The following is a 25,583-nucleotide window of genomic DNA, read 5'->3' on the forward strand; positions in this document are numbered from 1 at the left end:
TATATATTTCACATATTTTTTAACTGTAATCATTTCAAAAACTTTTTTGTTATTAAAAAACTCAATTTATACGGAATAAGAGATATTAAACGTAAAAATTTTGACAAAATAAAAGGAAACGAAATTTCAAAACTATATGGTTTATTAAAATGCTCAAATATTTTTTTAGCAGCAATTTCAGGCTGTATTAATTGAGGCATGTCAAAATCATTTTTTGCAGTCAATCTTGTTTTTACAAAACCATGATTTATTATTTGTAAATAAATATTTTTTCGTAATAATTCAGGTTGAATTGACTGTGCAAGATTTACTAAAGCTGCTTTTGATGCACTATAAGCTCCACCATAAGGTAATCCAAAGTAGCTTGATAAACTTGCATTTAATATAACTCTTGATTCTTTTTTTTGTTTTTCTAAATAACTAGCTAGTGGTTTTAAAATTCTAACAGCACCTAAGTAGTTTGTATTTATCATCGATTCAAAGCTTGAAATATCCCATTGTTCTATATTCATAGAATCGTAAACTCCTGCATTGAAAAAACAAATATCTAAATCATTAAAAACAGTAAATGCTTCATCCACACATTTAGTAACATTTTCATTACTTGAAACATCAATGTCTAACAATTCTAATTTGTATGTATAAATTGATTTTAGTTGCAATAATTCTTCTGTATTCTTAGCATTTCTAGAACTTGCTATTACTTTATAATTACTTTGTAAGCAAAGTTTAACTAACTCTAAACCAATTCCAGAACTAGAACCAATAATCCAAATCTTTGTTTCCATGATAAAAACCTTTTATATGTAAGCTAGTTATGTACTAACTTAGTGCGATTATATGAGAATAAAAAGATTTTTGGTATGTTATATTTGTAGTTTAATAAAGAATAATTTGAAAAAAGAGATTTTAAATATATTTAAGGGTTAAGAAATAAAATGATAAAATGATAACTTAAAATTAATAAAAGTAATAAAAAGGTACCAGATGAATAATCTTGGAGAAATCGAAGCTTGGCTTAAAGAACATTCAATAAATAATTATATGATTTCTGAAGATTTGTACATTACTGTTCAAGGTAATGTTAACTTAAATGAGAGATTAAATGGTAAAAAACTACCAGTAAAATTTAAAATGGTAGATGGCTATTTTGACATAAGTAATAACAATCTTACTTCGCTTGAAGGTTGTCCTAAAGTAGTAACAAGAGATTTTAATTGCTCTAGAAATAAATTAGATTCATTATTTGAAGGCCCTTCTGAAGCTGGAGAATTTGATTGTTCTAATAATAAATTAAAAACTTTATCATATGCTCCTAAAGAAGTAAAAGGAAGCTTTAATTGTTCTTTTAACGAATTAACATCAATTAAAGGAAGCCCACGAACTATAAAAGGGCATTTTAACTGTTCTGATAATAGATTAATTAATTTAAAAGGTGGTCCTCAATATATAGATACGTATTTTGATTGTTCACATAATTTTATTGAAAGATTATCAGGAGGACCTGTTTCTGTCGGACAAGATTATATCTGTAATGGAAATAATTTGACAGATTTAGATAGCATTGCTGATGAAATTGGTTGGGATTTAATAACTGATATTAGATTAAATCATGTAACAAGCTCTTATAATGAAGAAGAAAAATATTGGAGATATAAAGGTAATGAAGTTATTGCTCATATTTATAAACCAATCGTTGCTTTAACAACTATTGATGAAATAAATAAATGGCTTAGAAAGCATGATATTAGAAGCTTTAGTATTTTAAAAGATAATTCAGTAGATGTCCATGGAGATGTAAAACTATCTGATAAACTTACTAGTTTAGTTAAATTACCACTTAATTTTAATGTTATTGAAGGTGATTTTGATATTAGTAATAATGAATTAACAACCCTTGAGGGAAGTCCTAAAAAAGTTACTGGAAGTTTCTTAGCACATAAAAATGAATTAACATCCCTAAAAGGTGGTCCTAAAGAAGTTGGTGGGAGTTTTATTATTTTACATAATAATGTTACATCATTACAAAATGCTCCATCTTTAGTTAAAGAGGATTTTATTTGTTCCCATAATCCATTAAGAGATTTAGAAGGTCTAAATAATGTAATAGGATATGTTTTTACAGGTGTCTATATTCCTAGATTAAAGTGCCAAAAATACAATTATAAGGGAATAACCACTTATAAATATCCTGGTGATTTAGTAATGAAGTATTTAGATCAAGAATATATTGCTTTAACAGATGAAGAAAAAACATTTGAAGCAACTAAAAAGAATTTAGAAAAAGTTGTTAAAAAAATGCTAAATGCTGGAACTTTAACAAAAGAAATGGTAACAGATGCTTTGATTAAAAACCTTACTAAATACCAATTAGATCAATTAAAAACAAAAGTTCTATGGATTAAATATCCTCCTAGTGATGAAAAAAGTGATGCTTTAACAGAAGATGATATTATGAAATTAGCTTTTGAACAAGAATTATAGGAAGAAAAATTAAGTCTTAACTATGATTTTTTTGATATAATCGCGAAATCAATACACAAATAAAAAATAAATGGAGATAATTGTAATATGGTTCAAACTGTCAATCTTAAAAAATCTTTTGGTCCAAGAGTTTTATTCCAAGACATAAATGTAAAATTAGATACTGGTAAAAGATATGGATTAATTGGTGCTAATGGTGCTGGTAAAACTACATTTTTAAAAATTTTAGCTGGACAAGAAGAAGCAACTGAAGGTGAAGTTCAAGTACAAAATGGTAAAAAAGTAGGAACTTTATCTCAAAATCAATTTGCATATGAAAATAATACAATTTTTGATGCAGTACTTTTAGGTAATAAAAAACTTCATGATGCTGTAAAAGAAAAAGAAGAACTTTACATGAGTCCTGAATTTACAGATGAAATAAATGATAGATTAGCAGAGCTTGAAATTATTTGTTGTGAAGAAGATCCAACTTATGAATATGATGTAAAAATCACTAGAATTTTAGAAGACTTAGGTTTTCCTGCTGCTACTCATCAAGATTTAATGAGTACATTAACAGGTGGAGATAAATTTAAAGTTTTATTAGCTCAAGTTTTATATCCAAAACCAGATGTTTTATTTTTAGATGAGCCTACAAATAACTTAGATATTGCAACTATTGGTTGGTTAGAAAATCAATTACAACACCACGATGGAACAATGGTTGTTATTTCTCATGATAGACACTTTTTAAATGCAGTTTGTACACATATTTTAGATGTTGACTTTAAACAAATTAGAGAATTTACAGGAACTTATGATGATTGGTATATCGCTTCAACAGTACTTGCTAAACAAAATGAAAAAGATGTGAACAGAAAACTAAAAGAGAAAGATGAACTTGAAAAATTCATTGCTAGATTTAGTGCAAATGCTTCAAAAGCAAAACAAGCAACTTCTAGACAAAAACAACTTGATAAGTTAGATGTTGGAGCAATTCAAGTATCAAGTAGAAGAGATCCTTCTATTATCTTTAAACAAAAAAGAGAAGTTGGAAAAGAGTTATTAACAGCTAAAAATATTTCTAAATCTTATGATGGTGAAGTTGTGTTAAATGATATTACTTTCACAGTTGAAAAAGGTGATAAAATAGCTTTAATTGGTACAAATGGTATTGGTAAAACTACACTTTGTGAAATTTTAGAAGGAAATATTAAAGCTGATAGTGGTGAAGTTTTATGGGGTGCAACTATTCAAAACTCATATTTTCCACAAAATACAACTGATTTAATTGAAGGTGATTTTACTTTATATGATTGGTTAAGAAATTGTGATAGAGATGCAGATATTTCTGAGATTAGAAACTGTCTAGGAAGAATGTTATTTAACGGTCAAGAGCAAGAAAAAAAAGTAACTTCTTGTAGTGGGGGTGAAAAACATAGAATGATGCTTTCTAAAATTATGTTAGAACAAGGAAACTTCTTAGTTTTAGATGAGCCTACAAATCACTTGGATCTTGAAGCTATTATTGCATTAGGAGAGGGATTACTTGAATATCCTGGTTCTGTAATTTGTGTATCTCACGATAGGGAATTATTAGATGCATTTGCAAATAGAATTATTGAAATCCAACCTGGTGGAACAATAGTTGACTTTAAAGGAAGTTATGAGGAGTATATTGAGTCTAAAGAGGCTTAATATATTTTACATAAAATTTTGAAATAAAAAAGGGGAAGATTTTAAAATCTTCCCCTTTTTTTATGTTAATGAAAAAAATATTATTTAGAATGTCTTGATGACATTCTGATTTCTCTTCTAGAAATAGCATCATTATATCTTCTTTTATCATCTTCTGTAACTAAATCTAATTTTGGAACAGGTGCTGGTTTACCTGCTTCATCAACTGAAATCATAGTGAAATAACAAACATTTGTATTTTTGATTGTATGATCTTTAATATCTTCTGAAATTACTTTAATACCAATTTCCATAGAAGTTCTTCCCGTGTAGTTAACAGATGCATGGAAAGTAACAAGAGAACCAATTTTAATAGGATCTTTAAATAAAACCATGTCAACTGATAATGTTACAGCATACATTCCTGTATATCTTGCTGCGCAAGCATATGCAACATGATCTAACATTTTTAAAATTTCACCACCGTGAACATTTTTACCAGAAAAGTTGGCTTTATCTGGTGTCATTAACATAGTCATTGTTAGAGATTTTTCTCTTTTTACTTCTTCGCTCATTTTTAAACCTTGTATTATAATTATTGAAATATCAACCATTATAAAACAATTTAGTAGTATAAACGTAGCAATTTATAAAAATAGTTTAATAGATTTAGAAAATATAGAAAAAAGTAACATTTTTCTATTTTTCTAAATAAGTATTATTTTATAATATGACCAACAAATTTTGACATATTGTTTAGAATTTTTTCACCTCTTCTAAATCCTAGTCCACAAGCTTCATAGGCAAAAAATACGCCAGCTTGATAAGAATTACCCTTAGAATCAGTAGGCAATTCTACATATTCTTGATAAATTGCTTTATGACCTTCATAATCACCAGAAGTTTCCACATCTATACTTCCATCACTATTTATGATTTTAGTATTAGCTCCTTCTCTTCCAAAGCATCTTTTTTCAACTTGTTTTTTATTTTCTAATGGTTCAAAAGATGTTTCTAAAAGTAATGGGTGATTTGGATATAAATCCCATAATATTTTCATAAAACCTTTTGATTGGAACATTAAAGTATAAGCAGGATTAAAAATAATTGCTTTTTTCTCTTTTATAATTTCTGTTAAAATCAATGCTAATTCACTCTCTTCAATAGCTATGTTTTCCCAAGGAATTAGTTTAAACCAAAATTCAAAACTCTCTTCATCTTTAAAAATACCATCATCACTAAATTGAACATTTTCAATAAATTCAAAATCAGTATTAAATCCAGCTTCACTTGCAATATGCTCTAAAAGTTTTGTAGTATTTATATCCTCACTAGAATTTGAAATTGAAGAAAATAGTATTTTCCAACCTAGAGTTGAATAATATTCTTCAAATTTTTCAATATCTGTGTCAAGGGTAATGATTCTTTTGAAGTTGTCTTTTAAAGCTTCATATAGGTTATTAAACTGACTAGCTTCATCTAAGCCATTTGCTTTCAGCATAGCCCATTGAATAATAGCTGTTTCAAAAAGTGAAGTTGGAGTATCTGCATTAAATTCAATTAGTTTTATAGGTTTTCCATCAATTCCACCTGCTAAATCAAACCTAGAATAGAGATGCCAGTGAACATCGTTTTCCCAAGACTCTTTTATCATTTCAACTAAATTAAATGGAATATTTATTTCATGAAAAAGATCATTATCAATCACATATTGACCAGCTTCGGCAAACATGTCATATAACTCATTACAAGCTTCATAATAAGTATTTGCTTCATCTTCATTAATAACTACAATTTCATCACTTACATAAGATGAATTATCAGCATCTGTATGCCATACAAATCCAATTGATTCTAAATAATCATCTGTTAATGGTTTTAATTTTTCTAATTTCATTTATCCCCCAAATCCTGAACTTTTTGAACCAAATGAAGAAGAACTCGATTTTGCTCCTGAATTAGAATTTCCTCCAAAGAAACCACTTTTTTTACTACTTGAGCTACTTGATCCTGTAGTTGCAGGAGTTTTTGAGAATGAACTTTGTGATTTACTATATGTTTGAGGTGATTTATATTGAGTTTGTCTTTGGTTTTGGAAATTTTGATTATTAAATAATTTATTACCAAGCCAAGATCCAATCATTGCACCTGCAATTGAAGATAATAATACTCCACCAAGACCCATTCCTCCGCTACTTACCTCTGCATTTGGATTTGTTAAAGGTGAAGTTCCTGCATCTATTTTTTTCTCTTCTTCCTTAACTAAAGCATCTATTTCTTCTTGACTTAAAATTCTCTCTGTTCCATCTGGTTTTCTTAAAACAACAGTTGTTTTTGAAGCTGGAAATTCATCTGCAATCTTATATTTACCATCGGCACTTTCTTCAACAATTACAAAGGCACCTTGCTTTTGGCTAGCATTTGTAAAAGCATCATTTTGTCCTTGATTTTGTTGTTCTTGATTGTTATTAGAACTATCTCCACAACCTATAAGTCCTATAACAAGTAAAGAACCTAATCCTCCAACCATTGCATAATCTGATATTTTTTTAATATGATTTTTCTTTTTCAATTTTTTAACCTTTTTTAAATATTCTCTTAAAATTTTTTATATTTTATTATGACTATTTTAGAAATCAAAGTATTATATCAAATTGATTTATAATAATCAAAAAATTATAAATTTCTTTTTTTATTCTATTAGAAATAAATTTTTAGTATAAATAATAATACAACTAATTAGCAAAAAATAACAATATTTTTATAAAATAATTAAATTACATTTACTTTATATTTACTTTGAAAGAGTATAATTTAAATTATAAAAGGAGATATCATGATAGATACAGCAAATATGGGAATTATGGCGAATTTCATTCAACCGACTTCTAATAACATTTCAACTCAGATGATATCGAAAAAAGATTCTGATGCTGATTCTTCTCTTAGTATTGAAGAAATGGGTGTTAGCAATGATATATTTTCGTCTTATGATACTGATTCAAGTGGCTTAATAAGTCAATCTGAATTAACAACAGCAATTGAGACTGCTATGTCTCAATTTGATGGATCAATGCCTTCTAAAGAAGATTTTCAGTCTATGCTTTCATCTTTCGGTTTTGAAGTACCATCTGGAAATGAAAGTAGTAGTTCAACATCTTTATCCTCTTCTCAATCGGATACAATTTCTTCAATTCTATCAGAATATGATGCAAGTAATTTAAGTCAAAGTGATGCACAAAGTATTGTAGCAGCCTTTGAAGATGCAGGAATTGAGCCTTCAGAAGAACTTGCAAATGCAATGTCTGAAGCGGGATTTAATGCAAAAGAAGTTGGAACATTGGCAGGTGTTGGTCCTCAAGGTGGAGGAGGTGCGCCAATGGCATCATCTGACTCTAGTGAAGTATATGATGATATGGATACAAATGAAGATGGTGTAGTTTCCATTGCGGAGCTTCAAGCTGCTTATAGTAGCAGTAGTATAGATTCAACATCATCATTAAGTTCAAATCAACAAAATGCTTTAGATAATTTAAGTGTTTTAATGAATGTAATAAAATCTAGTAATACAAGTGAAGATGGAACTTCTTCTATTGACACAAAAAGTTTTGATGGAATTTTGAAAGCTATTAATAATCAAAATAATAATAGTCAAATAAATACATATTTACAAAATACAACTTCTAGTTCACTTTTTGGCTACGCATAATTTGCGTAGCTAATAAGTAAATAAAACTTTTTATTCTCCTTTTAAACCTTGTCTCATAGCTTCAACTACACTATTATCGGCTTTTGTATTGGTAAAAAGCTCAAATGCCAAAACCCCTTGAAATAAAAGCATATCCTCTCCGTCTTTGATTTGAAGTTTATTTTCACTTGCAAGTACTAAAAATGATGTGATTTTCCCATATACACAGTCAAAAGCAAAAGATGCATTTTTTAGAACATTATCTAATAGCTCTTTCGGACATGGAAGTTCTTCATCTTTTAATCCAGCACTTGTAGAGTTTACTATTAAATCAAAGTTTTGAGTTTGGAATGTATCCCAAGTTGAGCATTTGATATTATGATTTCTAAAAAACTCAAGTTTTCCTTCGCTTCTATTTAAAACTGTTACTTCTATGTTTTTTGATTGTAAGGCTAGGGCAATGGCTTTTGCAGTTCCTCCTGCTCCTAAAAGTAATACATTTTTAACAGCTCCAAAGCTTTCTATTGCTTTTAGAAATCCAGGTGCATCTGTATTATAGGCTATAATTTTGCCATTTTCATTTATATAAGTATTTACAGCTTTTATTTCTTTTGCCAATCCTCTTACTTCATCTGCATTTTCATAGGCATACTCTTTATGGGGAACTGTAATATTTGCTCCACTATAGTTGTTTTGTAAAAAAACTTCTTTTATAGTACTTCCATTTTCTAGGTGGTGTTTCCCATAATCTCCATCAAAATTTATATGCTTTAGTCCTGCATTTTGCATTTGTGGTGATTTTGAGTGAGCTACTGGATTTCCAAATATAACAAAGTGTTTTTTAGCTTCAGACATTTATTCCCTTATTTTATAATTTGTTGTTTGAAAAATCAAAATTTTCTATATGATTATCTAAGTGTTCTTCTAATGCTAATTTATACTCTTTCATAAAGTATTCAACAACTTTTTGTTTTTCAGCTTTCATATCAGCTGATGTTTCAAATGAAGTTGCAGCCATCCAAGCACTAAATCTAGCAGATCCGTACATAAAAGATGCACTTATTTCACCTTGCGTTAGTTTTTGAGCTAATTGTTCATTTGCAAGTGCTATATGTGCATCTGCTCTTTTTAAAAATCCATTATTCTTTTCTTCCATTATTTTTCCTTTTTATTTAAATTTATTATTTAGAACGTGCTATTATCTGAAAAATAGGATATTCTTTATTATTTCTATAATCTGTGTAAACTATTTTATATTCAAGAAGTTCAAATCCATTTTCTATGATTAAATCACAAAGTTCATCTTTGTCATATCCGAAGTGTTCAACTCCTTCGTTTTTATGTTCATCATGAAATGTTCCATCTTCTTTCACTAAATCATTTATACATAAATATCCACCATTTTTAAGAGTACTTTTTGCTTTTTTTATAAACATTTCTGTATCTTTTATATGATGTAGTGTCATAGAAATAGCTAGTAAATCAAACTCATTTTGCGGTAAATCTTGTTCATTAATATTGTGTTGAACTGCACTTATATTTGTAAAACCTAACTCTTTTGCTTTTTCATTAAACTTTTCAACCATACCAATTGAATAGTCCATTCCAAGAACTGTATTTGTTTCATTGCTAAGTCCAAAACCTACAAGTCCCGTTCCACAACCATAATCAAGTATTTTAAAATCAGGTTTTAAATCTACAATTTCTATTATATTATCAACACTTGATTTTGCTGTTAAAACTCGTGAGGGCTTGCTCTCCCAATCTTTTGCCACATTATCAAATCTATTCATATTTTCTTATCCTTAAACAATAACTGATTAATATTTTGCTAAATTATAGCAAAAGCAAATAAAAGAGCAATTATGAATAATATTAAATACTATTTTAGTACAACAAACGATGGAAATTTGGCTTATCATGTAAATGATATAAAAGAAAATGTGGATAAAAATAGAGAAGCAGTTGCCGCTTTATTAGGTTATAAAGGTGAAGATTTAGTTTATATGAATCAAGTTCATGGAAATAATGTTCAAATAGTAACTAAAGATTCACCCAAACTAATAGATAATTGCGATGCAATAATTACAAATGATAAAGACCTACCTATTATGGTTATGGTGGCTGATTGTATTCCTATACTTATTTTCGATGAAATAAGGGGTGTAATTGCAGCTATTCATGCAGGAAGAAATTCAACTTTTCAAAAAATCACACAAATAACAGCGAATAAAATGATAAAAGAATTTAATTGTAATGTGGATAATATGAAAGTAATTATGGGACCAAGTATTCATAAATGTTGTTATGAAGTAAGCGATGAATTAGCTCAAATAGTAAAAACTTCATTTGGTGAAAAATTTTGTAATGGAAGACATATTGATTTGCATGGAATTAATATCATGCTTTTAGAAGAAATTGGAATTAAACATATTAGAGTTTCAGAAATTTGTACAAAATGTTCAGATGAGCCATTTTTCTCTTTTAGAAAAAATCCACAAACAGGACGTTTTGCAGGTATTATAAGTTTTAGTAATAATGAACAATTAAATTATAATTAAGTTTTATATTTAGTTTACTGGTTTTACATAATTTTTACATAACTTGCTTAATTTAATATTAATCTATTTTTTTTCTATAAAATTATATTTTTTAAGTTTCTTTTGGTTACTATTTTTCAAATTTATTTTAAAAGTAGAAATTTTAAAGGAAAAAAATGAGTACAAAAGTAACAAAAGAAGAAGCATTAGAGTATCATAGAGTACCAAACCCAGGAAAAGTTGCAATCGCAACAACTACTAATTTAGAGACACAAAGAGACCTAGCATTAGCGTATTCACCGGGTGTTGCCTTTCCTTGTGAAGAGATTCAAAAAAATCCAGAACTAGCATATGAATTTACATCAAAAAGAAATTTAGTTGCTGTTATTTCAAATGGTACAGCAGTACTTGGTCTTGGAAATATTGGAGCTCTTGCTTCTAAGCCTGTTATGGAAGGTAAAGCTGTATTATTTAAGAAGTTTGCAGCTGTTGATTCTTTTGATATTGAAGTTGATGAAACTGATATTGATAAATTTTGTGAAGTTGTAAAAGCTATTGCTCCTACATTTGGAGGAATTAATCTTGAAGACATAAAAGCTCCTGAGTGTTTTGAAATAGAAAGAAGATTAGTTGATGAGTTGCATATTCCTGTAATGCATGATGATCAACACGGAACTGCTATTATCACATCAGCTGCTTTAATTAATGCAGCTGAAATGATGGGCAAAAAAATTGAAGATTTAAAAGTAGTTGTTGTTGGTGCTGGAGCTTCTGCAATTGCTTGTTCTACAATGTATAAAGAGTTAGGTGTTAAAAACTTAATTATGTGTGATTCAAAAGGTGTTATACATAAAAATAGAACAGATTTAAATAAATATAAAAAAGAGTTTATTACATCATCTGATGCTCTTACTATGGAAGATGCATTTAAAGATGCAGATATGGTTTTAGGATTATCAAGACCAGGAACTTTTACTGTTGAACATATTGCACTTATGAGTGAAGAACCAATTGTATTTACTTTAGCAAATCCAACTCCTGAATTATTCCCTGAAGATGTAAAATCTGTAAGACCAAAAGCAATAGTAGGAACTGGAAGATCAGATTTTCCAAATCAAGTAAATAATGTACTTGGTTTTCCTTTTATTTTTAGAGGTGCTTTAGATGTACAAGCTAGAAAAATAAATATGCCTATGAAAATGGCAGCTGCATATGCTATTGCAAATCTTGCAAAAGAGCCTTTAACTGCTGATTTAAAAGCTTTATATGGTGATTTAACTTATGGAAGAGAATATATTATTCCAACTCCTTTTGATAAAAGACTAATGGTTGAAGTATCAGCAGCTGTTGCTAATGGTGCTGTTGAAACAGGAGTTGCAAGAGTAAAAGAGTTTGATTTAGAAGCTTATAGAGCAAAACTTGCATTAATGGTGTAGTTTTGAATCCTCTTTCAATTATCTATTAATTAATAAAATGCTATTATTCTCGCTAAATTTTTAACGAGAATAATAGAGAATAGGATAATGATGGAAGAGTATATACTTTTAATTGATACTGAAGATGCAAAAGGTTTGGTATACAATATCTCAAAAGTTCTTTTTGCAAATAACTTAAACATAGAGCAAAATGCCGAATATGTTGATCCTGACACAAAAAAATTCTTTATGCGAAGTATTATATCTGGAAAAGTTTCGCACAATATGTTGCTTAAAGAATTAAAAGAAGTTTTACCTTCTGGTGCTCAAATTAGATTAAACAAAAAAGAGAAAAAAGATGTTGTTATTTTAGCAACTAAAGAGTTTCATGTTTTAGGTGACTTATTAATTAGATATATTGCAGGTGAATTAAATGCAAATATAAAAGCAGTTATTGCAAATCATAATCATCTACAAGATCTAGTTGAGAAATTTAATATTCCATTTAAATGTATTAGTGCAGAAGGATTAAGTAGAGAAGAGCATGAAGATAAAATGATTGCTGAAATTTCAACTTATGAGCCTGAACTTATTGTTCTTGCAAAATATATGAGAATTTTAACTCCAAAATTTGTAGAGACTTTCCCTAAAAAAGTATTAAATATTCACCACTCATTTTTACCAGCATTTATTGGTGCAAACCCATATAAGCAAGCACATGAAAGAGGTGTTAAAATTATTGGAGCAACTGCTCATTATGTTACAAATGATTTGGATGAAGGTCCAATTATTTTTCAAGATGTGGTAAGAGTTGATCACTCATACTCTTGGGAAGATATGAGAAATGCAGGAAGAAATGTGGAAAAAATCGTTTTATCAAATGCTTTCGAATTATTGTTAAATGACAGAGTTTTTGTACATGGAAATAAAACGGTGATTTTATAATGTTTAACCTAGTTTTACATGAACCAAGAATGCCAGGAAATGTAGGAACTATTGGAAGACTTGCCTTTGCATTAAACTGTACTTTACATCTTATTAAACCTTATGGTTTTGGAGCTATTACTGAAAAAGAAGTGCGACGAGCAGGGCTTGATTATTGGTTTGAACTTGATGTTAGAGAGTATGATAATATAGAAGACTTTTGGGCAAAAAATCCTTTTAATGATAGACATTTCTTTGCAACAACTAAAACTAAACAAGTTTATTTTGAAGCGCAATTAAAAACTGGGGATTATTTTTATTTTGGAAGAGAAGATGCAGGACTTCCACAAATTATTTTAGATAAAAGTCCAAAAACTTGTATTACAATTCCCATGACAAATGAAGCTAGAAGTTTAAATATTGCAAACTCTGTTTCAATTATTGCTTATGAAGCATTAAGACAAAATTTCAAAGATTTTAAATAATGGCTTTAAAAAATATAGTCGTAGGTGGCTTTACAAAAGAGCAAAGAGAAAAAGAGCTTGAAAGAGTTAAAACAAAGTATGAAAAAAAAGGTTATAAGTTTTTGAAATACTTAGATAATGGAACTTTAAAATCTGTTGCTGTATTTGAAGTAAGTGCTTCTATTATAAGAAAAGAAAGATCAGCTCAATTACTTGTTTTAGGTTTTGGATTTCTTATAATTTCTGCAATATTATATTTTAAGTCTATGAATATTAATTAGACTTAAAATATATATTTAACAATTTATTAATACTTTTTGAATATAATCTTAACAATTACATAAGGATGATAGATTGTATAAAATTTTGCTTTTAGAAGATGATGAACTTTTTGCTTCAACAGTAGAAGACTTTCTTAGTGATGAAGGTTTTGATGTTGATATTGCTAGCGATGGTGAAGAGTGTCTAGAACTTAATTTTAAAAAAAATTATGACCTTTACATTTTTGATATAAATGTACCAAAAATAAATGGTTTAGATTTACTAAATCAGCTAAGAGAAAGTCAAGATAGTACTCCTACAATTTTTTTAACTTCCTATAAAGATAAAGACACCTTACATGATGCTTTCTTAAAAGGCTGTGATGATTATTTGAAAAAACCAGTTGATTTAGATGAGTTGATTTTACGAATAAAAGCACTTTTAAAAAGAAATAAAAAACAGTTTGACACTATACAATTATCAGATACTTTAACTTTTAATCCTAGTTCTAAAAGAGTTTTTGAAAATGGAGTTGATTTAAATCTTCCTATTAAAGTATTGGAGTTAATGGAACTTTTTGTTGAAAATAGGGGAGATATAGTTACTAAAAATATGATTATTTCCAAATTATGGGCGACAAGTGAAGATTATAGTGAAGGTTCAATTAGGGTTTATATAAATCAAATAAAAAAACTATTTGATAAAGATTCTATTATAAATATTAAAGGTATAGGATATAAAATTGAATTCTAAGAAAAAAGATTTTTTAATATCTATTTCTATTGTTTTTACTTTTACCCTTATAATTATTCTTTATTTAAACTACTTTTTTATCTCAAAGTTCGGATTAAACCAAGAAAATTTTATTTATATAATTATTCCTTTGTTAATTGTTGGATTAGCTATATTTTTAAGCTTTTCTATTTCAATTTTAAAGCCACTTTTTAAAAGTGATGAGAAACTAGAACTTAGTATAAAAGAAACCATCCACGAGCTTAATATCCCTGTTTCAACTATTAAAATGAATACTCAACTTTTAGAAAAAACAATATCTGATGAAAAGAGTTTAAAAAGACTAGATAGAATAAAACAAGCTAGTAATAATCTTTTAAAATTATATGAAAATATGGAATATAATATTAAAAAAGAGATTGATAAAATAGATAAACAAGAGTTTTATTTAGATGAAATTATAAATGCCTCTTGTGAAAAATTTGATGATATTAAAAAAAATACAAAAATTACAGTAGATGTAACAAATATAAAGCTATATACAGATTTAAATGGTTTTGAAAAGACTATTGATAATTTAATCTCAAATGCAATTAAATACAATGTAAAAGATAAGCCAATAGTAAAAATCACTTATAAAGATGGAATTTTATCTATTTTTAATAAGGGTGAAAAAATAGATACAAAAAATCTTTTTATTATTTTTGATAAATATTTTCAAGAAGACTCCTCGAAAGATGGCTTTGGCTTAGGACTTTCTATGGTAAAAGAGTTTTGTGATAAAAATAAAATTAGTATAAATATTGATACATTAGATGAAGGAAATAGATTTAATTTAAATCTAAAAAATATTATAAAATGAAAGAATCAATAATCTTATATTATGATGAGATTTGCCCTTTTTGCAATAATTATGCTCATCTTCTAAAATTAAAAGAAGAGTTTATAATAGAGTTAAAAGATATAAATAATAGTAAAGATGAAATAGTATTTTTTTCAAAAGATATAAATATAGAAGATGGTTTTATTGTAGTTTATAAAAATACCTATTATCAAGGAGCTAGAGCTTTACAGTTTTTAGATTCTATTGTAGAAAAAAATAGTTTTTTAGGAAAGTTACACTTTTTATTTAAATATAATAATTTCTTTTCAAACACGCTTTATAGAATATTATTAATTTTGCGTAAGATTATATTTTTTATTTTGAGAAAGAAGTAAGAGAAAACTCTTGCTTCTTTTTAGTAACTTAGATTTTGATAATCTTTGTTTAATAAACTACTTGCAACTTCAGCAGGTTTAGCAACTGTGATACCTTCAAGTAATACTGATTCATCTTTAGAGGCATTTGGTAAATATAAAGGACAAACTTTAACCTTAGCCCCTTGTTTCATAAGTGCTTGAAGCATCATTTTTGGAGATTTGTCTTGTGGTTTTAAAATAGGACTTTCCATTCCCTTTACAGCCAAATCACCAGCTTTTGAACAAAGAGTCATATTTACTTCTTTATTTTGTTTTAATGTCATCATTGATAAAACCATTCCCATCATTTGAGTTTGAGCATCTTCTGAAGTTATAATTACATTTAATCCTTTTGCAGTATTTTCACTTGCCATTGATGCAGTTGATAACAATAATGATGATAATAAAACTAGTAAACCTTTCTTCATATTATATTTCCTTATATTTAATTGTTTTATATTATTAATAAAACTTATGAAGTATAGATAAAATAAACTTATATTTTAATAAATTAATCTTATATTTAAAGAAGAGAATAAATGAAAGTTAATAAAAAAGATTTTGAGAAAAGTGAAAGAATTTTAAAAGAAGTAAGAAAGGTTTCTTACTTCTTCATTTTTTAATAGCTTAAGTTTTGATAATCTTTATTTAGAAGTTTACTTGCCCCATCTACTGGAGTTGCAATTGTAATACCTTCTAATAATTCTGCCTTATCATTTGAAGAATTTGGTAGATATATTGGGCAAAGGTCTACTTTTGCACCTTGTTTTATAAGTGCTTGAAGCATCATTTTAGGAGATTTATCCATAGGTTTTAAGATTGGACTTTCCATATCTTTTACAGCTAAATCACCAGCTTTTGAACATAAAGTCATATTTACTTCTTTTTTTTGTTTTAATGTAGCCATTGACAATGCCATCCCCATCATTTGAGTTTGCGCATCACCTGAAGTTATAATTACATTTAATCCTTTTGCAGAATTTTCACTAGCAATTGATGCTGTTGATAATATTATTATTGATGATAAAACTAATAAACTTTTTTTCATATTGTATTTCCTTTTATTTGAGTATTTTATATTATAGATAGAAAAACTTATAATTATATAAATTATAAGTTTTATAATTTAAAAAGAGAAGTTAATGCTTCTCTTTTTTTAGAAAGAAAACTTTTTATAAAGTTTGAAGAAGTAGATTATTGTTTTTATTTGAACATAAATAAATGGAAGCATAATTATAAAATATGCAATAGAATATTTTGCAATAATTCCATTAAATGTTAATCCAAAGTTTACAAAAAACATACCAAAAACGAAAAATGCAACTCCTGGACAAATAAGAGCAAATGAAATAGCTGATTTATCATTTGAATGAATATATTTTTCAAAATAACCCATTTTTTTCATAACCATATATCCTAAAATTCCAAATATAATTTGTAATGATAAAACAGTAGATGTAAATACAAAAAGTGATGATTTAGCCAACGGTGTTGCATAGTTATGCTCTAATCCAAAAGAAACTCTAACAAATGTAATTCCAAGTAGTGTTAATATAGGAATTAAAATCCAAATAGAAGGAGCAGCTTCTAAACCTAAACCTTTTTCAAACATATTTTTAAAACCAATTGTAAGTTTTATAAGCATTAATAAAATAGCAAGTGATGCAAAAAATAAAGCCCCAAATATACCAATAGAGTTTATAACCAAGTTATGACTCATAGCACCAGGTGCAGCAAATCCAACTGCAATCATAGAAAGAGCAAAAATAGAAATCATTTGAGATAGATTATTGTTTTTAGAAAAATCAAAATCACCTTTGATTAAAAGTCTAGAAAAATATTCAAAAAATATTTTTAATGCAAAATAACCAACAACCATAAATCCAATTAAAGCAAATGGAAATAAAAATTCAACAATTCCCCAAAGACCAGGTACAAATACAGCTCCCAAAACAAAACATACATTAATAGTCATAGCATAAGTTAAAGGAAGAGTCATAAGTGTAATTTGAGAATTTGAATTTATTAACTCTTGATAACTAGCTGTTTTTTTATATAAATTGTATTGTTTAGTATTCCAAATCAATAGTTTAAAATGCAAAAATGCAAAAGCAATAATAAAAACTAATGAAATAGAAACAACAAACGATAACCAATCACCTTTTAATAAAGCTGGCATTATAAAGTCATACGTAGCCATTGGAGTATTTGGATGTGGAACTAGAAACATTAGATACATAAAAAATGAAACACTTAAACCTCCTGCTCCCAAAGATGATAAAAAACACATGGGTGAGAATTTTTCTCTTAAAATCATATATAAATCCTTAATAATAATATTTTTTGTGATGTTACATAAAATTATATTAAAAACTTATGAAAGTATTATAATAATTAATTATATGCAACTAAGTTGCGTATAAGCATTTTTAGTTAAAATTCACAAAAAAATTAAGGAAATAAATGAAAAGAATATTTTTTACAACAGCATTTTTAGCTTCATGTTTATTAGCAAACAGTGAAATATCTACAAACTATACATATAAAGATTATGATAATTCTAAAACAAAAACTAATGGGAAAACACTAGATTACAGACTTTTACATAATTTTGAAAATTCTCAAATTGTAATTAATTATGAAGATAGTTTAACAAAAAGAGAAAACGAGATTACGAAGGCAAAATTAACTTCTCTTGAAGTTGAAAAATTAAGTATGAAATATCTTTATCATATTAGTGATGATCTATCTTTTAAAACTTCTTTTATAAATATAGAAGATAATTTAGCTCCAACAGATGATGGAAAAATTTATGGATTAGGACTTATTAAAAGTATGAACAGTTCTACTGAAATAAAAGTAGATACATATTTAAGTGATTATGATGATTTTAATGCAAATCAATATGATTTAATATTTGTAAAAAGATTTAAATTTAATGAAATAAATTTTATGGGACAAACAGGAATTAAATATATTGATATAAATGGAAGTAAATATGGAAACTATATTTTAAAAGATAATTATTATGCAAGCTACTTTTTAAATCTAAATGCAAATTATAATGGTTTTATATTTGGTCTTGGATTTATGGATGGTGATAGATTATTTGCAGTTCAAGATGATGGATTGAAAGTAGAGCATCATGCACTTGAACAAAGTAAAACATATATGATAAGTTTAGGTAAAAAGTTTAAAGATATTGATTTGATTAGTAGATATATTTATTCAAAATCAGATGAATTACCCGAAAATAGAGACAATGTTAGATCAAAATTTGTATCAATAGGATTTAATTATAAGTTTAACTTATGATAAATATATAAATTTATTTTATAATTAAGCAAAGTTTTATTTTTACTATAGTAGAATTCTTTTATCAAAGGAAAATATTTATCCTTTGTAAAATATAGGAGTTAATATGGCTTGCGATACAGGTTCAAAACCAATAGAAGAAAAAGAGATAGTAGTTAATAACGAAAATAATAATGAAATAAAAAAGGAAAATAATATGAGTTCAAGTTTAGTTTTAAGAAAAGCACCAGAGTTTAAAATGGAAGCGTATAACGCAAAAACAGGTCACTATCAATCAGTAAGTAGTGAAGATTATAAAGGTAAATGGTCTGTTGTTTGTTTTTACCCAGCTGACTTTACATTTGTTTGTCCAACTGAAATTGCAGCAATGAATGCAAAATATGATGAGTTCCAAGAGCTTGGTGTAGAAATTTTAGCTGTGTCAACTGATACTAAGTTTTCACATAAAAGATTTGTTGAAACTGAACCATTGTTAAAAGGTTTACAATTAACAATCGGTGCTGATACAACAGGTGCAGTTTCAAGAGCATTTGGTGTAATGATTGAAGAAGAGGGAATTGCACTAAGAGGAAGATTCTTAATTAATCCAGAAGGAACAGTAGTAGCACAAGAAGTACAAGCACCAATGGTAGGAAGAAATGTACATGAATTCTTAAGACAAGTAAGAGCTTGGCAACATGCAGAAAAAACAGGAGAAGTATGCCCAGCAGGATGGGTACCAGGTAAAAAAACACTTCCAGTTAATACAGATGTAGAACAAATGACAGGAAGAGTTGGAGATTATATTACTATCGAAGAGATAATGGCATAATTTTTAATAACCTTTTAATATAAATACTAACAAAATACTAACATTTTTAAATGAAAGCCCAAAGATTATTCTTTGGGCTTTTTTTATTTACACTTAACAAAACATTAACAATTAATTAATGAAAAATTAACAAAACTATTTTATTATCTTGAAAATTATTTTTAAGGAATGAAATGAAACTGAAGTATTCACTTTTTGCATTAATCGCTATAAATGCCAACTTATTATCAAGTGAAGTTGTAAATTTTGATCAGATGTCAATTACAGCTACAAAAGTTGAAACAGCCACAAAAGAAGTAACTCAAAGTATTGCAGTTGTTGATGAAAAAACAATTGAAGATAAAAATATCTTAAATATTCAACAAGCAATAGAAAATATTCCAGGTGTAATTGCAGAATCTTCTTCAAATTCTCCAAGTCCAAAATTGGTTATCAGAGGGGCTGGATTAAAAGCTAGATATGGTGTAAGAGAAATTATGGTTATGAAAGATGGAGTTCCAATGACTGATCCTGATTCTTTTACTAGATTTGATTATATTGATATGCAAGATGTTTCAAGTATTGAAGTTCAAAAAGGACCTGGATCTATAAATGCTGCTAATGCAACAGGTGGAGTAATTCAGCTTATTACAAAATCAGTTTTTGATGATTCTATTAATAGGGTAAAAGCTGGTATTGGAGATGATGGACAACAAAACTTTAATTTAAAAGTTGGGGATAAAATCAGTGAAAATGATTATGCTTCAGTAGCTTTTAGTAGTAGAAAAATAGATAACTCTTGGAGAGATAATAATGATTTTGATTCAAGTCAATTGAGTTTAAAACATGGTCATATCTTCAAAAATGATTCTACAATAGAGTCTGAAATCGCTTATACTAAATCAAATATGAATTTACCAGCATCAATGACAAAAACTGAATTTGAAGAGTTTAAACAAACAGGTGAACAACATAATACTTCTGATATTTGGCAAAATAGTGCAAGAGATTCTGAAATATTATCTTTAAATACAAAATATGAAAAAGAGTTTGGAAATTTTACATTTAAACCAAGATTTTATTTTAATACATGGGATCATTATCATCCTGTAACGGGAATGATAAATGATAGTGATGATAACAATGTATTTGGTACAGATTTAGAACTAGACAATAATCATAAACTTTTTTCAAATGATGCTACATTTGTAACTGGACTTACATGGAAAAAAGATCAAACAAAAGATGCAAAAAAATATACATATAAAGATTTAGATACCACAACAACTACATCTTGGGGTGGAGCTACGACAACTAGAATTAATAGAACTTTATCAAATGAAAAAGGTGATTTAGCAAGTCGTGAAGATACAGATACAACTTTATATGGTATTTATGCAATGGAGTCTTTTAAACCTACTGAAAAATTGTCAATTGATATTAGTTCTAGATTAGATAAATTAGATTTTAATATAAATTCAACAGATTATATAGCTTATAACTATAGTAATGATTCATATAATTATTTAACATCTGATGAAGAAACAAATATTGATAAATCTTACACATTATTATCAAATAAATTAGGGTTTTCTTATGCTTTAAGTGATACTACAAATATCTATACATCAATTGCTCGAGCAAATCAAGCCCCAACAACAAGCGAACTAGAAACAAATGAAAACTTGGATAAAACAACTAGTATTAACTATGAAATTGGATTAAAAAGTAGAGCAAATGAGTTTGCTTACGATTTAGCAATATATCAAAACAATGTAAAAGATGAAGTTGTTCAAATAATCAATTCAGATAGCCAAACAGATTATGCAAATGCAGGAGAAACCGAAAAAAGAGGTTTAGAGTTTAATTTAGCTTATAATCTTACAAAAAATCTTCAAACAGGTGGAGCATATGCATATAGTGATTATACATATAAATCATTTACAGAGACTTATTATAGTTCAAGTTTAAGAGCAATGACGCAAGCTTCAAGAGATGGTAATTATTTGCCATATATTCCTAAAAACTTATATTCAATATTTTTAGCATTGAATCTAGATAATGGATTCAAATCTAGAGTTACGGCAAAAACTTATGGCAGTTATTATATGGATAATGCAAATACTCAAAAATATGAAGGATATGACTTAATCACTGATTTAATGGTTGGTTATGAGAGAAAAAATCATAATATTCAGTTAAATATCAATAATGTATTTGATAAATATTATGCTATGGATGCTTCAAAAAGCACTTCAGGTGAAGAAACATATAAAGCAGCAGCTCCAAGAAGTACAATGCTTACATATTCTTATAAATTCTAAGGTTTAATAAATGGTAAATTTTGTTAATAGAGATAAAAATGATATTTTTGCAATGCCAATTTTGAGTCTAGTATTTAAAAATAGGGTGTTCTTAAGAACTGTACAAATAGTTGTATTTGCATTATTTTTATATGCAATTTATTTTGGATTTATAAATTATACTAAAGAGGAAAATTTATTTACAACTGGCCTTTTTTGGGGATTGTTTTGGCCTTTTTTTATGGTTGTAAGTTTAAGTACCTTTGGACGAATATTTTGTGGAGTTTGTCCCCATGGTTTTATTGGTAAATATATCACAAAATTTGGTTTAAAAAAGAAAGTACCAAAAAGCTTGGCAAATCCTTTTATTGGAGTATTTTTACTATTTATTGGTTGGTGGGGCACTTATTATATGTATCCTGAGTTTTTTAAAACTCCTTATGTAACAGCTTTATTATTTGCAATTATGACTTTAGTGGCGGTTGTTTTTTATTATATTTATGATGAAATGGCTTATTGTAAGTATGTTTGTCCAATTGGAACTATGACAAAAGTTTTTTCAAAAGTTAGTTTTACTAAACTTGAAACATATAGTGAACATTGTCAATCTTGTAAGACTTTTGAGTGTGCAAGTGCTTGTTCTTATGGTTTGAAACCTTTTACTTTTGCTAAAAAGAACTCTATGGAAGATTGTACTTTATGTATGGATTGCAGTAGTGTTTGCCAGAGTGTTGCTTTTAAATTTAAAAAACCTTCAAATGTATTATTAAATAAATTTAAACCTTCAAAAGCTGAAGTTTGGGCTTTGATTTTTATAACTGCTGCTATTAGTATAACTATGGGATTTCACCATGCCTTAGGAAGAAGTGCTATTGTAGAAGAATTCTTTTGGAGTAAAACTGCTAGATATTTTGAGTTATTTATAAACTTTGGTAGCATTGATACTATTGGATTATTTGCTTTTTTATATGCTGTTGTTATTACAGTGTTTTTAAGTGTTATTGGAATGTTTATAGCTTCAAAGATTATGAATGTTACTTTTGAAAAAACATTTTATACTCTTGGATATGCTTTTGTACCACTATTTATAATTGGTGGATTATCTCATATTGGAGAGTTTTTCTTTTACTCTTATGCTTCAAATATCGTAAATGGTTTTAATCAAGCTTTTGCTTTAGGAATGGAAACTATGCAGCCACTTGCTAATAGAAGGGACGAGTGGGTTCATATATTTAAAGCTTTTACTCATATTGGATATATTTGGGCATTTATTTTAATGATTATTAGATTTAAACTAATAGATAGTAAAAAATCTTTAAAAGTTTTAGCATTTCCTTTTGCTTCAGCTTTGATTATCTTTTATATGGGTTTAAATTTTTACACAGGATATGTATTTAAAACTTATGGTGCAAGTAGTGGTGAACATAATCATGGTTCACATCAAATGAAAATGGAAAATAAATGAGTATAGAACTACTAAAAAATTTAGTTGATTACGGAGTTATAGCATTGCTTATATTTATGAGTTTTATCTCATTTTGGTTTTTTATAGAAAGGGTGATTTTTTATAAAAAAATGGATGTAAAAAGCTATAAAAACAAAAAGTCTTTAGATATTGCACTTACCAGACATCTAACTATCATAGGAACAATTGCTTCTAATTCTCCTTATATTGGACTACTTGGAACTGTAATGGCTATTATGCTGACTTTCATGACCATGAGTAATGGTGATATTGAAGCTGCAAAAATCATGAGTTCTTTAGCACTTGCACTAAAAGCAACTGCTGTTGGGCTTGTGGTGGCTATTGTATCTCAGATTTTTTATAATATTCTTGGACGTTATGCTGAAGTTTTAGAGTGTGAATATGAAACTGAAGAAGTATGATTCAATAAATGTAATACCTTTTATTGATGTATTACTTGTACTTTTGACCATTGTTTTAATGACATCAACTTTTATATCAAAGGGTATTATTCCAATATCTTTACCAAAGGCTTCAAATGCTGATAATATAAAGGTAAATAAAGAAGTAATAATTTTTATAAAAGAAGATGGAACACTTTTATGTAATAATGATATAGAGGGTTTAGACAATATAAAAGAGCATATTTTACAATTTCCTAAAGATACCCCAATTCATATCAATAGTGATAAAAATGCAAAATTCGATATTTTTGTATCTGTTTTAGATATGTTAAAACAATACGAATACTCAAGTATCTCAATAGTGACTAAAAAATGAGTAGATATTTTTTCTCATTTTTTATTGCTTTTGGAATTTATGTTATATTTTATATGGGAATTTTTTATTTCCTAAAAAACAATAAAATAATTTTAGATAAGCCAACTGTAAATCAAAATATATCTTTAAATCATATTGAAATGAAAGCTATGGAAAAAAAAATTGTAGAAGATAAAATAGTAGAAAATAGTATACAAGAAGAAATAAAAGAGAAAATAGAGGAAACTCCTAAAGAAGAAAATGTAGAAAAAACAGAGGTTAAAGAAGCTTTAGAAGAAGTAATTAAAGAAGAAAAAATAGCAGAAATTGCAAAGCCTGAAATAAAAAAAGAGCTAAAAAAAGAAACAAAAGAAAAAGTCATAAAAAAAGTTCAAAAGAAAGAAATAGTAGAAAAAAAACAGATCACAAAAAAAGAGACAAAAGAGATAAAAGATTCAGAAAATCCCAAAAAAGAATCTATTGTTAAAGAACAAACAGCACAAAAACATATACAAAGTGAAGAAATAGTTAAAACTCAAATAAATGATACTCCAAAAATAGATGATAAAAAAGTATATTTAGACAAGCATTTAATACAAATCAGAAACCTAATAAATCAAAATATTAAATACCCAGTACGAGCAAGAAAATTATCAATCCAAGGTGTAGTTCTAGTAAAGTTTAAAATCACACAAAATGGTGATATTGAAAATATAACTATACTAGATGGACATAAGTTTTTACAAAATGCCACAATAGAAGCTATAAACGAAGCTTCAAAATCTTTTCCTAAAACAAATCAAACTATAGAGATACAAATACCAATTGAGTATAAATTAATATAAGTGGTTCTTGTAGATAGTTTGAAGATTTATTTGTATATATCACCTCTAAAGCCTATATCTTCAATAATAGCTTCAATAATAATTTCATTATCAATAGTTTGTATAATGATTCTGACATTACCTTTTCTGATTCTATAATAGTTCCCTATATATCCTTGAAGATATTTGTAATCGATATTTTGTTCAATATTATAAAATCTACTTTTAATAAATTTTATAACTAGTTCATCCACATCTTTTTCAGTAAGTTTGTCACTGTTTTTATCCAGAAATTTTTTTGATTTCTTTAAATAGGTGAGTTTAATTTCTTTTTTCATTTTTTATCTAAATATTAATTGAAATAGTTTTTGAGTGAGATACTTCTAAATCTTCCTTAGACCTTTGTTCTAATATTTGTTTGATTTGATTTTCTTCGAAGCTATCATAAACCATTTGAAGTCTTTCGTATTCTTCTATATCTAGGATTACGGCTTCTAATTTATTGTTTTTAGATATGGCAAATTTATCTTTTGTGTGGTTTGTAATACTACTTAGAATATTTGAAAAACCTCTAGCAACATCACTTGCAGATATGATTTCATCTCTTTTATAAGCTATCATACAATTTCCTTAAATACATAAAATTTTATGTATTATATTGTGTATAATTGAAAAAATAGCTTAAAAATATATTTATAATTAAATTATTAAGCTTGTTAAA

30 protein-coding genes are annotated in these 25,583 nt (G+C 27.2%); 18 read left to right on the top strand and 12 right to left on the bottom strand.

Annotation, left to right across the window (positions count from 1 at the left end; genetic code table 11):
• Positions 1-29: 29 nt before the first annotated feature.
• Entirely contained in the window at positions 30-788 is a 759-nt protein-coding gene (locus ABVS04_RS08280; protein WP_368030223.1) for an SDR family NAD(P)-dependent oxidoreductase, read from the bottom strand.
• A gap of 199 nt (positions 789-987) precedes the next feature.
• On the opposite strand from ABVS04_RS08280, the gene ABVS04_RS08285 reads away from it, so the two are divergent.
• Together ABVS04_RS08285 and ABVS04_RS08290 are read left to right on the top strand one after the other, a co-directional pair.
• Positions 988-2,484 carry a hypothetical protein gene (locus tag ABVS04_RS08285; protein ID WP_368030224.1) on the top strand — a complete coding sequence of 499 codons (1,497 nt, stop codon included), beginning with the start codon at positions 988-990 and terminating at the stop codon, positions 2,482-2,484.
• A gap of 87 nt (positions 2,485-2,571) precedes the next feature.
• A complete protein-coding gene (locus tag ABVS04_RS08290) occupies positions 2,572-4,164 on the top strand; it encodes an ABC-F family ATP-binding cassette domain-containing protein (RefSeq protein ID WP_368030225.1) in 1,593 nt (530 codons plus the stop codon).
• A gap of 80 nt (positions 4,165-4,244) precedes the next feature.
• Here ABVS04_RS08290 and ABVS04_RS08295 read toward each other — a convergent pair whose 3' ends face one another.
• The 3 genes from ABVS04_RS08295 to ABVS04_RS08305 all read right to left on the bottom strand — a co-directional run bounded on the left by ABVS04_RS08295 (position 4,245) and on the right by ABVS04_RS08305 (position 6,715).
• A complete protein-coding gene (locus ABVS04_RS08295) occupies positions 4,245-4,718 on the bottom strand; it encodes an acyl-CoA thioesterase (protein WP_368030226.1) in 474 nt (157 codons plus the stop codon).
• Between the two features lie 143 nt (positions 4,719-4,861).
• Positions 4,862-6,040, bottom strand: coding sequence for a glutathionylspermidine synthase family protein (locus ABVS04_RS08300; RefSeq protein ID WP_368030227.1), 1,179 nt, complete (start codon positions 6,038-6,040; stop codon positions 4,862-4,864).
• Positions 6,041-6,715 (bottom strand): UPF0323 family lipoprotein, encoded by a 675-nt coding sequence (locus ABVS04_RS08305; protein WP_368030228.1) that lies wholly within the window; start codon positions 6,713-6,715, stop codon positions 6,041-6,043. It lies immediately after the preceding gene.
• A gap of 264 nt (positions 6,716-6,979) precedes the next feature.
• Here ABVS04_RS08305 and ABVS04_RS08310 point away from each other — a divergent pair, with 264 nt between their 5' ends.
• Positions 6,980-7,852, top strand: coding sequence for a hypothetical protein (locus ABVS04_RS08310; RefSeq protein ID WP_368030229.1), 873 nt, complete (start codon positions 6,980-6,982; stop codon positions 7,850-7,852).
• A 30-nt stretch (positions 7,853-7,882) separates the two neighbouring features.
• On the opposite strand, the gene ABVS04_RS08315 is transcribed toward ABVS04_RS08310, so the two are convergent.
• Genes ABVS04_RS08315 through ABVS04_RS08325 form a run of 3 tightly spaced genes read right to left on the bottom strand, consistent with a single transcriptional unit; the run spans position 7,883 to position 9,624 of the window.
• A complete protein-coding gene (locus ABVS04_RS08315; RefSeq protein ID WP_368030230.1) occupies positions 7,883-8,686 on the bottom strand; it encodes a shikimate dehydrogenase in 804 nt (267 codons plus the stop codon).
• Between the two features lie 13 nt (positions 8,687-8,699).
• A complete protein-coding gene (locus ABVS04_RS08320; RefSeq protein ID WP_368030232.1) occupies positions 8,700-8,987 on the bottom strand; it encodes a DUF3144 domain-containing protein in 288 nt (95 codons plus the stop codon).
• A 25-nt stretch (positions 8,988-9,012) separates the two neighbouring features.
• Complete coding sequence (locus ABVS04_RS08325) at positions 9,013-9,624, bottom strand: class I SAM-dependent methyltransferase (protein ID WP_368030233.1); 612 nt, start codon at positions 9,622-9,624, stop codon at positions 9,013-9,015.
• A gap of 72 nt (positions 9,625-9,696) precedes the next feature.
• Here ABVS04_RS08325 and pgeF point away from each other — a divergent pair, with 72 nt between their 5' ends.
• From pgeF to ABVS04_RS08365, 8 genes are all read left to right on the top strand, one after another.
• Positions 9,697-10,392, top strand: a complete 696-nt coding sequence (gene pgeF, locus ABVS04_RS08330; RefSeq protein ID WP_368030234.1) for a peptidoglycan editing factor PgeF — start codon at positions 9,697-9,699, stop codon at positions 10,390-10,392.
• Positions 10,393-10,547: 155 nt separating this feature from the next.
• Positions 10,548-11,807 carry a malic enzyme-like NAD(P)-binding protein gene (locus ABVS04_RS08335; protein WP_368030235.1) on the top strand — a complete coding sequence of 420 codons (1,260 nt, stop codon included), beginning with the start codon at positions 10,548-10,550 and terminating at the stop codon, positions 11,805-11,807.
• Between the two features lie 90 nt (positions 11,808-11,897).
• Positions 11,898-12,731, top strand: coding sequence for a formyltetrahydrofolate deformylase (gene purU, locus ABVS04_RS08340; RefSeq protein ID WP_368030236.1), 834 nt, complete (start codon positions 11,898-11,900; stop codon positions 12,729-12,731).
• The gene (locus ABVS04_RS08345; protein WP_368030237.1) at positions 12,731-13,195 is read left to right on the top strand and encodes a tRNA (cytidine(34)-2'-O)-methyltransferase; all 465 of its coding nucleotides are present in this window, start codon (positions 12,731-12,733) and stop codon (positions 13,193-13,195) included. Before purU ends, ABVS04_RS08345 begins: the two co-directional genes overlap by 1 nt.
• Positions 13,195-13,455: a hypothetical protein gene (locus ABVS04_RS08350; RefSeq protein WP_368030238.1), complete on the top strand. Its 261-nt coding sequence runs from the start codon at positions 13,195-13,197 to the stop codon at positions 13,453-13,455. Before ABVS04_RS08345 ends, ABVS04_RS08350 begins: the two co-directional genes overlap by 1 nt.
• 73 nt (positions 13,456-13,528) lie before the next feature.
• Positions 13,529-14,188, top strand: coding sequence for a response regulator transcription factor (locus tag ABVS04_RS08355; RefSeq protein WP_368030239.1), 660 nt, complete (start codon positions 13,529-13,531; stop codon positions 14,186-14,188).
• Positions 14,178-15,029, top strand: a complete 852-nt coding sequence (locus ABVS04_RS08360; RefSeq protein WP_368030240.1) for an ATP-binding protein — start codon at positions 14,178-14,180, stop codon at positions 15,027-15,029. Before ABVS04_RS08355 ends, ABVS04_RS08360 begins: the two co-directional genes overlap by 11 nt.
• Positions 15,026-15,385, top strand: coding sequence for a hypothetical protein (locus ABVS04_RS08365; protein ID WP_368030241.1), 360 nt, complete (start codon positions 15,026-15,028; stop codon positions 15,383-15,385). The genes ABVS04_RS08360 and ABVS04_RS08365 overlap by 4 nt, the downstream gene beginning before the upstream one ends.
• 20 nt (positions 15,386-15,405) lie before the next feature.
• On the opposite strand, the gene ABVS04_RS08370 is transcribed toward ABVS04_RS08365, so the two are convergent.
• The 3 genes from ABVS04_RS08370 to ABVS04_RS08380 all read right to left on the bottom strand — a co-directional run bounded on the left by ABVS04_RS08370 (position 15,406) and on the right by ABVS04_RS08380 (position 17,723).
• Positions 15,406-15,834, bottom strand: a complete 429-nt coding sequence (locus tag ABVS04_RS08370) for a hypothetical protein (RefSeq protein WP_368030242.1) — start codon at positions 15,832-15,834, stop codon at positions 15,406-15,408.
• A 191-nt stretch (positions 15,835-16,025) separates the two neighbouring features.
• On the bottom strand, positions 16,026-16,454 hold the full coding sequence (locus tag ABVS04_RS08375; protein ID WP_368030243.1) for a hypothetical protein: 429 nt from the start codon (positions 16,452-16,454) through the stop codon (positions 16,026-16,028).
• Between the two features lie 108 nt (positions 16,455-16,562).
• The gene (locus tag ABVS04_RS08380) at positions 16,563-17,723 is read right to left on the bottom strand and encodes a hypothetical protein (RefSeq protein ID WP_368030244.1); all 1,161 of its coding nucleotides are present in this window, start codon (positions 17,721-17,723) and stop codon (positions 16,563-16,565) included.
• Between the two features lie 146 nt (positions 17,724-17,869).
• On the opposite strand from ABVS04_RS08380, the gene ABVS04_RS08385 reads away from it, so the two are divergent.
• The 7 genes from ABVS04_RS08385 to ABVS04_RS08415 all read left to right on the top strand — a co-directional run bounded on the left by ABVS04_RS08385 (position 17,870) and on the right by ABVS04_RS08415 (position 24,883).
• On the top strand, positions 17,870-18,721 hold the full coding sequence (locus ABVS04_RS08385; protein WP_368030245.1) for a hypothetical protein: 852 nt from the start codon (positions 17,870-17,872) through the stop codon (positions 18,719-18,721).
• A gap of 106 nt (positions 18,722-18,827) precedes the next feature.
• Positions 18,828-19,532: a peroxiredoxin gene (locus tag ABVS04_RS08390; RefSeq protein ID WP_368030246.1), complete on the top strand. Its 705-nt coding sequence runs from the start codon at positions 18,828-18,830 to the stop codon at positions 19,530-19,532.
• 173 nt (positions 19,533-19,705) lie between these two features.
• Complete coding sequence (locus ABVS04_RS08395; RefSeq protein WP_368030247.1) at positions 19,706-21,835, top strand: TonB-dependent receptor; 2,130 nt, start codon at positions 19,706-19,708, stop codon at positions 21,833-21,835.
• Positions 21,836-21,845: 10 nt separating this feature from the next.
• Positions 21,846-23,279: a 4Fe-4S binding protein gene (locus ABVS04_RS08400; RefSeq protein ID WP_368030248.1), complete on the top strand. Its 1,434-nt coding sequence runs from the start codon at positions 21,846-21,848 to the stop codon at positions 23,277-23,279.
• Positions 23,276-23,701, top strand: coding sequence for a TonB-system energizer ExbB (exbB, locus tag ABVS04_RS08405; protein ID WP_368030249.1), 426 nt, complete (start codon positions 23,276-23,278; stop codon positions 23,699-23,701). The genes ABVS04_RS08400 and exbB overlap by 4 nt, the downstream gene beginning before the upstream one ends.
• Positions 23,682-24,059 (top strand): TonB system transport protein ExbD, encoded by a 378-nt coding sequence (gene exbD / locus ABVS04_RS08410; protein WP_368030250.1) that lies wholly within the window; start codon positions 23,682-23,684, stop codon positions 24,057-24,059. The genes exbB and exbD overlap by 20 nt, the downstream gene beginning before the upstream one ends.
• A complete protein-coding gene (locus tag ABVS04_RS08415; RefSeq protein ID WP_368030251.1) occupies positions 24,056-24,883 on the top strand; it encodes an energy transducer TonB in 828 nt (275 codons plus the stop codon). Before exbD ends, ABVS04_RS08415 begins: the two co-directional genes overlap by 4 nt.
• 26 nt (positions 24,884-24,909) lie before the next feature.
• Here the strand turns inward: ABVS04_RS08415 and ABVS04_RS08420 are convergent, their stop codons facing one another.
• A complete protein-coding gene (locus tag ABVS04_RS08420) occupies positions 24,910-25,200 on the bottom strand; it encodes a hypothetical protein (protein ID WP_368030252.1) in 291 nt (96 codons plus the stop codon).
• Between the two features lie 7 nt (positions 25,201-25,207).
• A complete protein-coding gene (locus tag ABVS04_RS08425; protein ID WP_368030253.1) occupies positions 25,208-25,483 on the bottom strand; it encodes a type II toxin-antitoxin system Phd/YefM family antitoxin in 276 nt (91 codons plus the stop codon).
• Between the last annotated feature and the right edge of the window lie 100 nt (positions 25,484-25,583).

Source organism: Arcobacter sp. s6 (genome assembly GCF_040884245.1).
Classification (GTDB): domain Bacteria; phylum Campylobacterota; class Campylobacteria; order Campylobacterales; family Arcobacteraceae; genus Aliarcobacter.

What these genes read in the sequence shown, in the direction of transcription:
- ABVS04_RS08280 (WP_368030223.1), bottom strand. Translation starts at nt 788, where the DNA reads ATGGAAACAAAGATTTGGATTATTGGTTCTAGTTCTGGAATTGGTTTA.
- ABVS04_RS08285 (WP_368030224.1), top strand. Translation starts at nt 988, where the DNA reads ATGAATAATCTTGGAGAAATCGAAGCTTGGCTTAAAGAACATTCAATA.
- ABVS04_RS08290 (WP_368030225.1), top strand. Translation starts at nt 2,572, where the DNA reads ATGGTTCAAACTGTCAATCTTAAAAAATCTTTTGGTCCAAGAGTTTTA.
- ABVS04_RS08295 (WP_368030226.1), bottom strand. Translation starts at nt 4,718, where the DNA reads ATGAGCGAAGAAGTAAAAAGAGAAAAATCTCTAACAATGACTATGTTA.
- ABVS04_RS08300 (WP_368030227.1), bottom strand. Translation starts at nt 6,040, where the DNA reads ATGAAATTAGAAAAATTAAAACCATTAACAGATGATTATTTAGAATCA.
- ABVS04_RS08310 (WP_368030229.1), top strand. Translation starts at nt 6,980, where the DNA reads ATGATAGATACAGCAAATATGGGAATTATGGCGAATTTCATTCAACCG.
- ABVS04_RS08315 (WP_368030230.1), bottom strand. Translation starts at nt 8,686, where the DNA reads ATGTCTGAAGCTAAAAAACACTTTGTTATATTTGGAAATCCAGTAGCT.
- ABVS04_RS08320 (WP_368030232.1), bottom strand. Translation starts at nt 8,987, where the DNA reads ATGGAAGAAAAGAATAATGGATTTTTAAAAAGAGCAGATGCACATATA.
- ABVS04_RS08325 (WP_368030233.1), bottom strand. Translation starts at nt 9,624, where the DNA reads ATGAATAGATTTGATAATGTGGCAAAAGATTGGGAGAGCAAGCCCTCA.
- pgeF (WP_368030234.1), top strand. Translation starts at nt 9,697, where the DNA reads ATGAATAATATTAAATACTATTTTAGTACAACAAACGATGGAAATTTG.
- ABVS04_RS08335 (WP_368030235.1), top strand. Translation starts at nt 10,548, where the DNA reads ATGAGTACAAAAGTAACAAAAGAAGAAGCATTAGAGTATCATAGAGTA.
- purU (WP_368030236.1), top strand. Translation starts at nt 11,898, where the DNA reads ATGGAAGAGTATATACTTTTAATTGATACTGAAGATGCAAAAGGTTTG.
- ABVS04_RS08345 (WP_368030237.1), top strand. Translation starts at nt 12,731, where the DNA reads ATGTTTAACCTAGTTTTACATGAACCAAGAATGCCAGGAAATGTAGGA.
- ABVS04_RS08350 (WP_368030238.1), top strand. Translation starts at nt 13,195, where the DNA reads ATGGCTTTAAAAAATATAGTCGTAGGTGGCTTTACAAAAGAGCAAAGA.
- ABVS04_RS08365 (WP_368030241.1), top strand. Translation starts at nt 15,026, where the DNA reads ATGAAAGAATCAATAATCTTATATTATGATGAGATTTGCCCTTTTTGC.
- ABVS04_RS08370 (WP_368030242.1), bottom strand. Translation starts at nt 15,834, where the DNA reads ATGAAGAAAGGTTTACTAGTTTTATTATCATCATTATTGTTATCAACT.
- ABVS04_RS08375 (WP_368030243.1), bottom strand. Translation starts at nt 16,454, where the DNA reads ATGAAAAAAAGTTTATTAGTTTTATCATCAATAATAATATTATCAACA.
- ABVS04_RS08380 (WP_368030244.1), bottom strand. Translation starts at nt 17,723, where the DNA reads ATGATTTTAAGAGAAAAATTCTCACCCATGTGTTTTTTATCATCTTTG.
- ABVS04_RS08385 (WP_368030245.1), top strand. Translation starts at nt 17,870, where the DNA reads ATGAAAAGAATATTTTTTACAACAGCATTTTTAGCTTCATGTTTATTA.
- ABVS04_RS08390 (WP_368030246.1), top strand. Translation starts at nt 18,828, where the DNA reads ATGGCTTGCGATACAGGTTCAAAACCAATAGAAGAAAAAGAGATAGTA.
- ABVS04_RS08395 (WP_368030247.1), top strand. Translation starts at nt 19,706, where the DNA reads ATGAAACTGAAGTATTCACTTTTTGCATTAATCGCTATAAATGCCAAC.
- ABVS04_RS08400 (WP_368030248.1), top strand. Translation starts at nt 21,846, where the DNA reads ATGGTAAATTTTGTTAATAGAGATAAAAATGATATTTTTGCAATGCCA.
- exbB (WP_368030249.1), top strand. Translation starts at nt 23,276, where the DNA reads ATGAGTATAGAACTACTAAAAAATTTAGTTGATTACGGAGTTATAGCA.
- exbD (WP_368030250.1), top strand. Translation starts at nt 23,682, where the DNA reads ATGAAACTGAAGAAGTATGATTCAATAAATGTAATACCTTTTATTGAT.
- ABVS04_RS08415 (WP_368030251.1), top strand. Translation starts at nt 24,056, where the DNA reads ATGAGTAGATATTTTTTCTCATTTTTTATTGCTTTTGGAATTTATGTT.
- ABVS04_RS08420 (WP_368030252.1), bottom strand. Translation starts at nt 25,200, where the DNA reads ATGAAAAAAGAAATTAAACTCACCTATTTAAAGAAATCAAAAAAATTT.
- ABVS04_RS08425 (WP_368030253.1), bottom strand. Translation starts at nt 25,483, where the DNA reads ATGATAGCTTATAAAAGAGATGAAATCATATCTGCAAGTGATGTTGCT.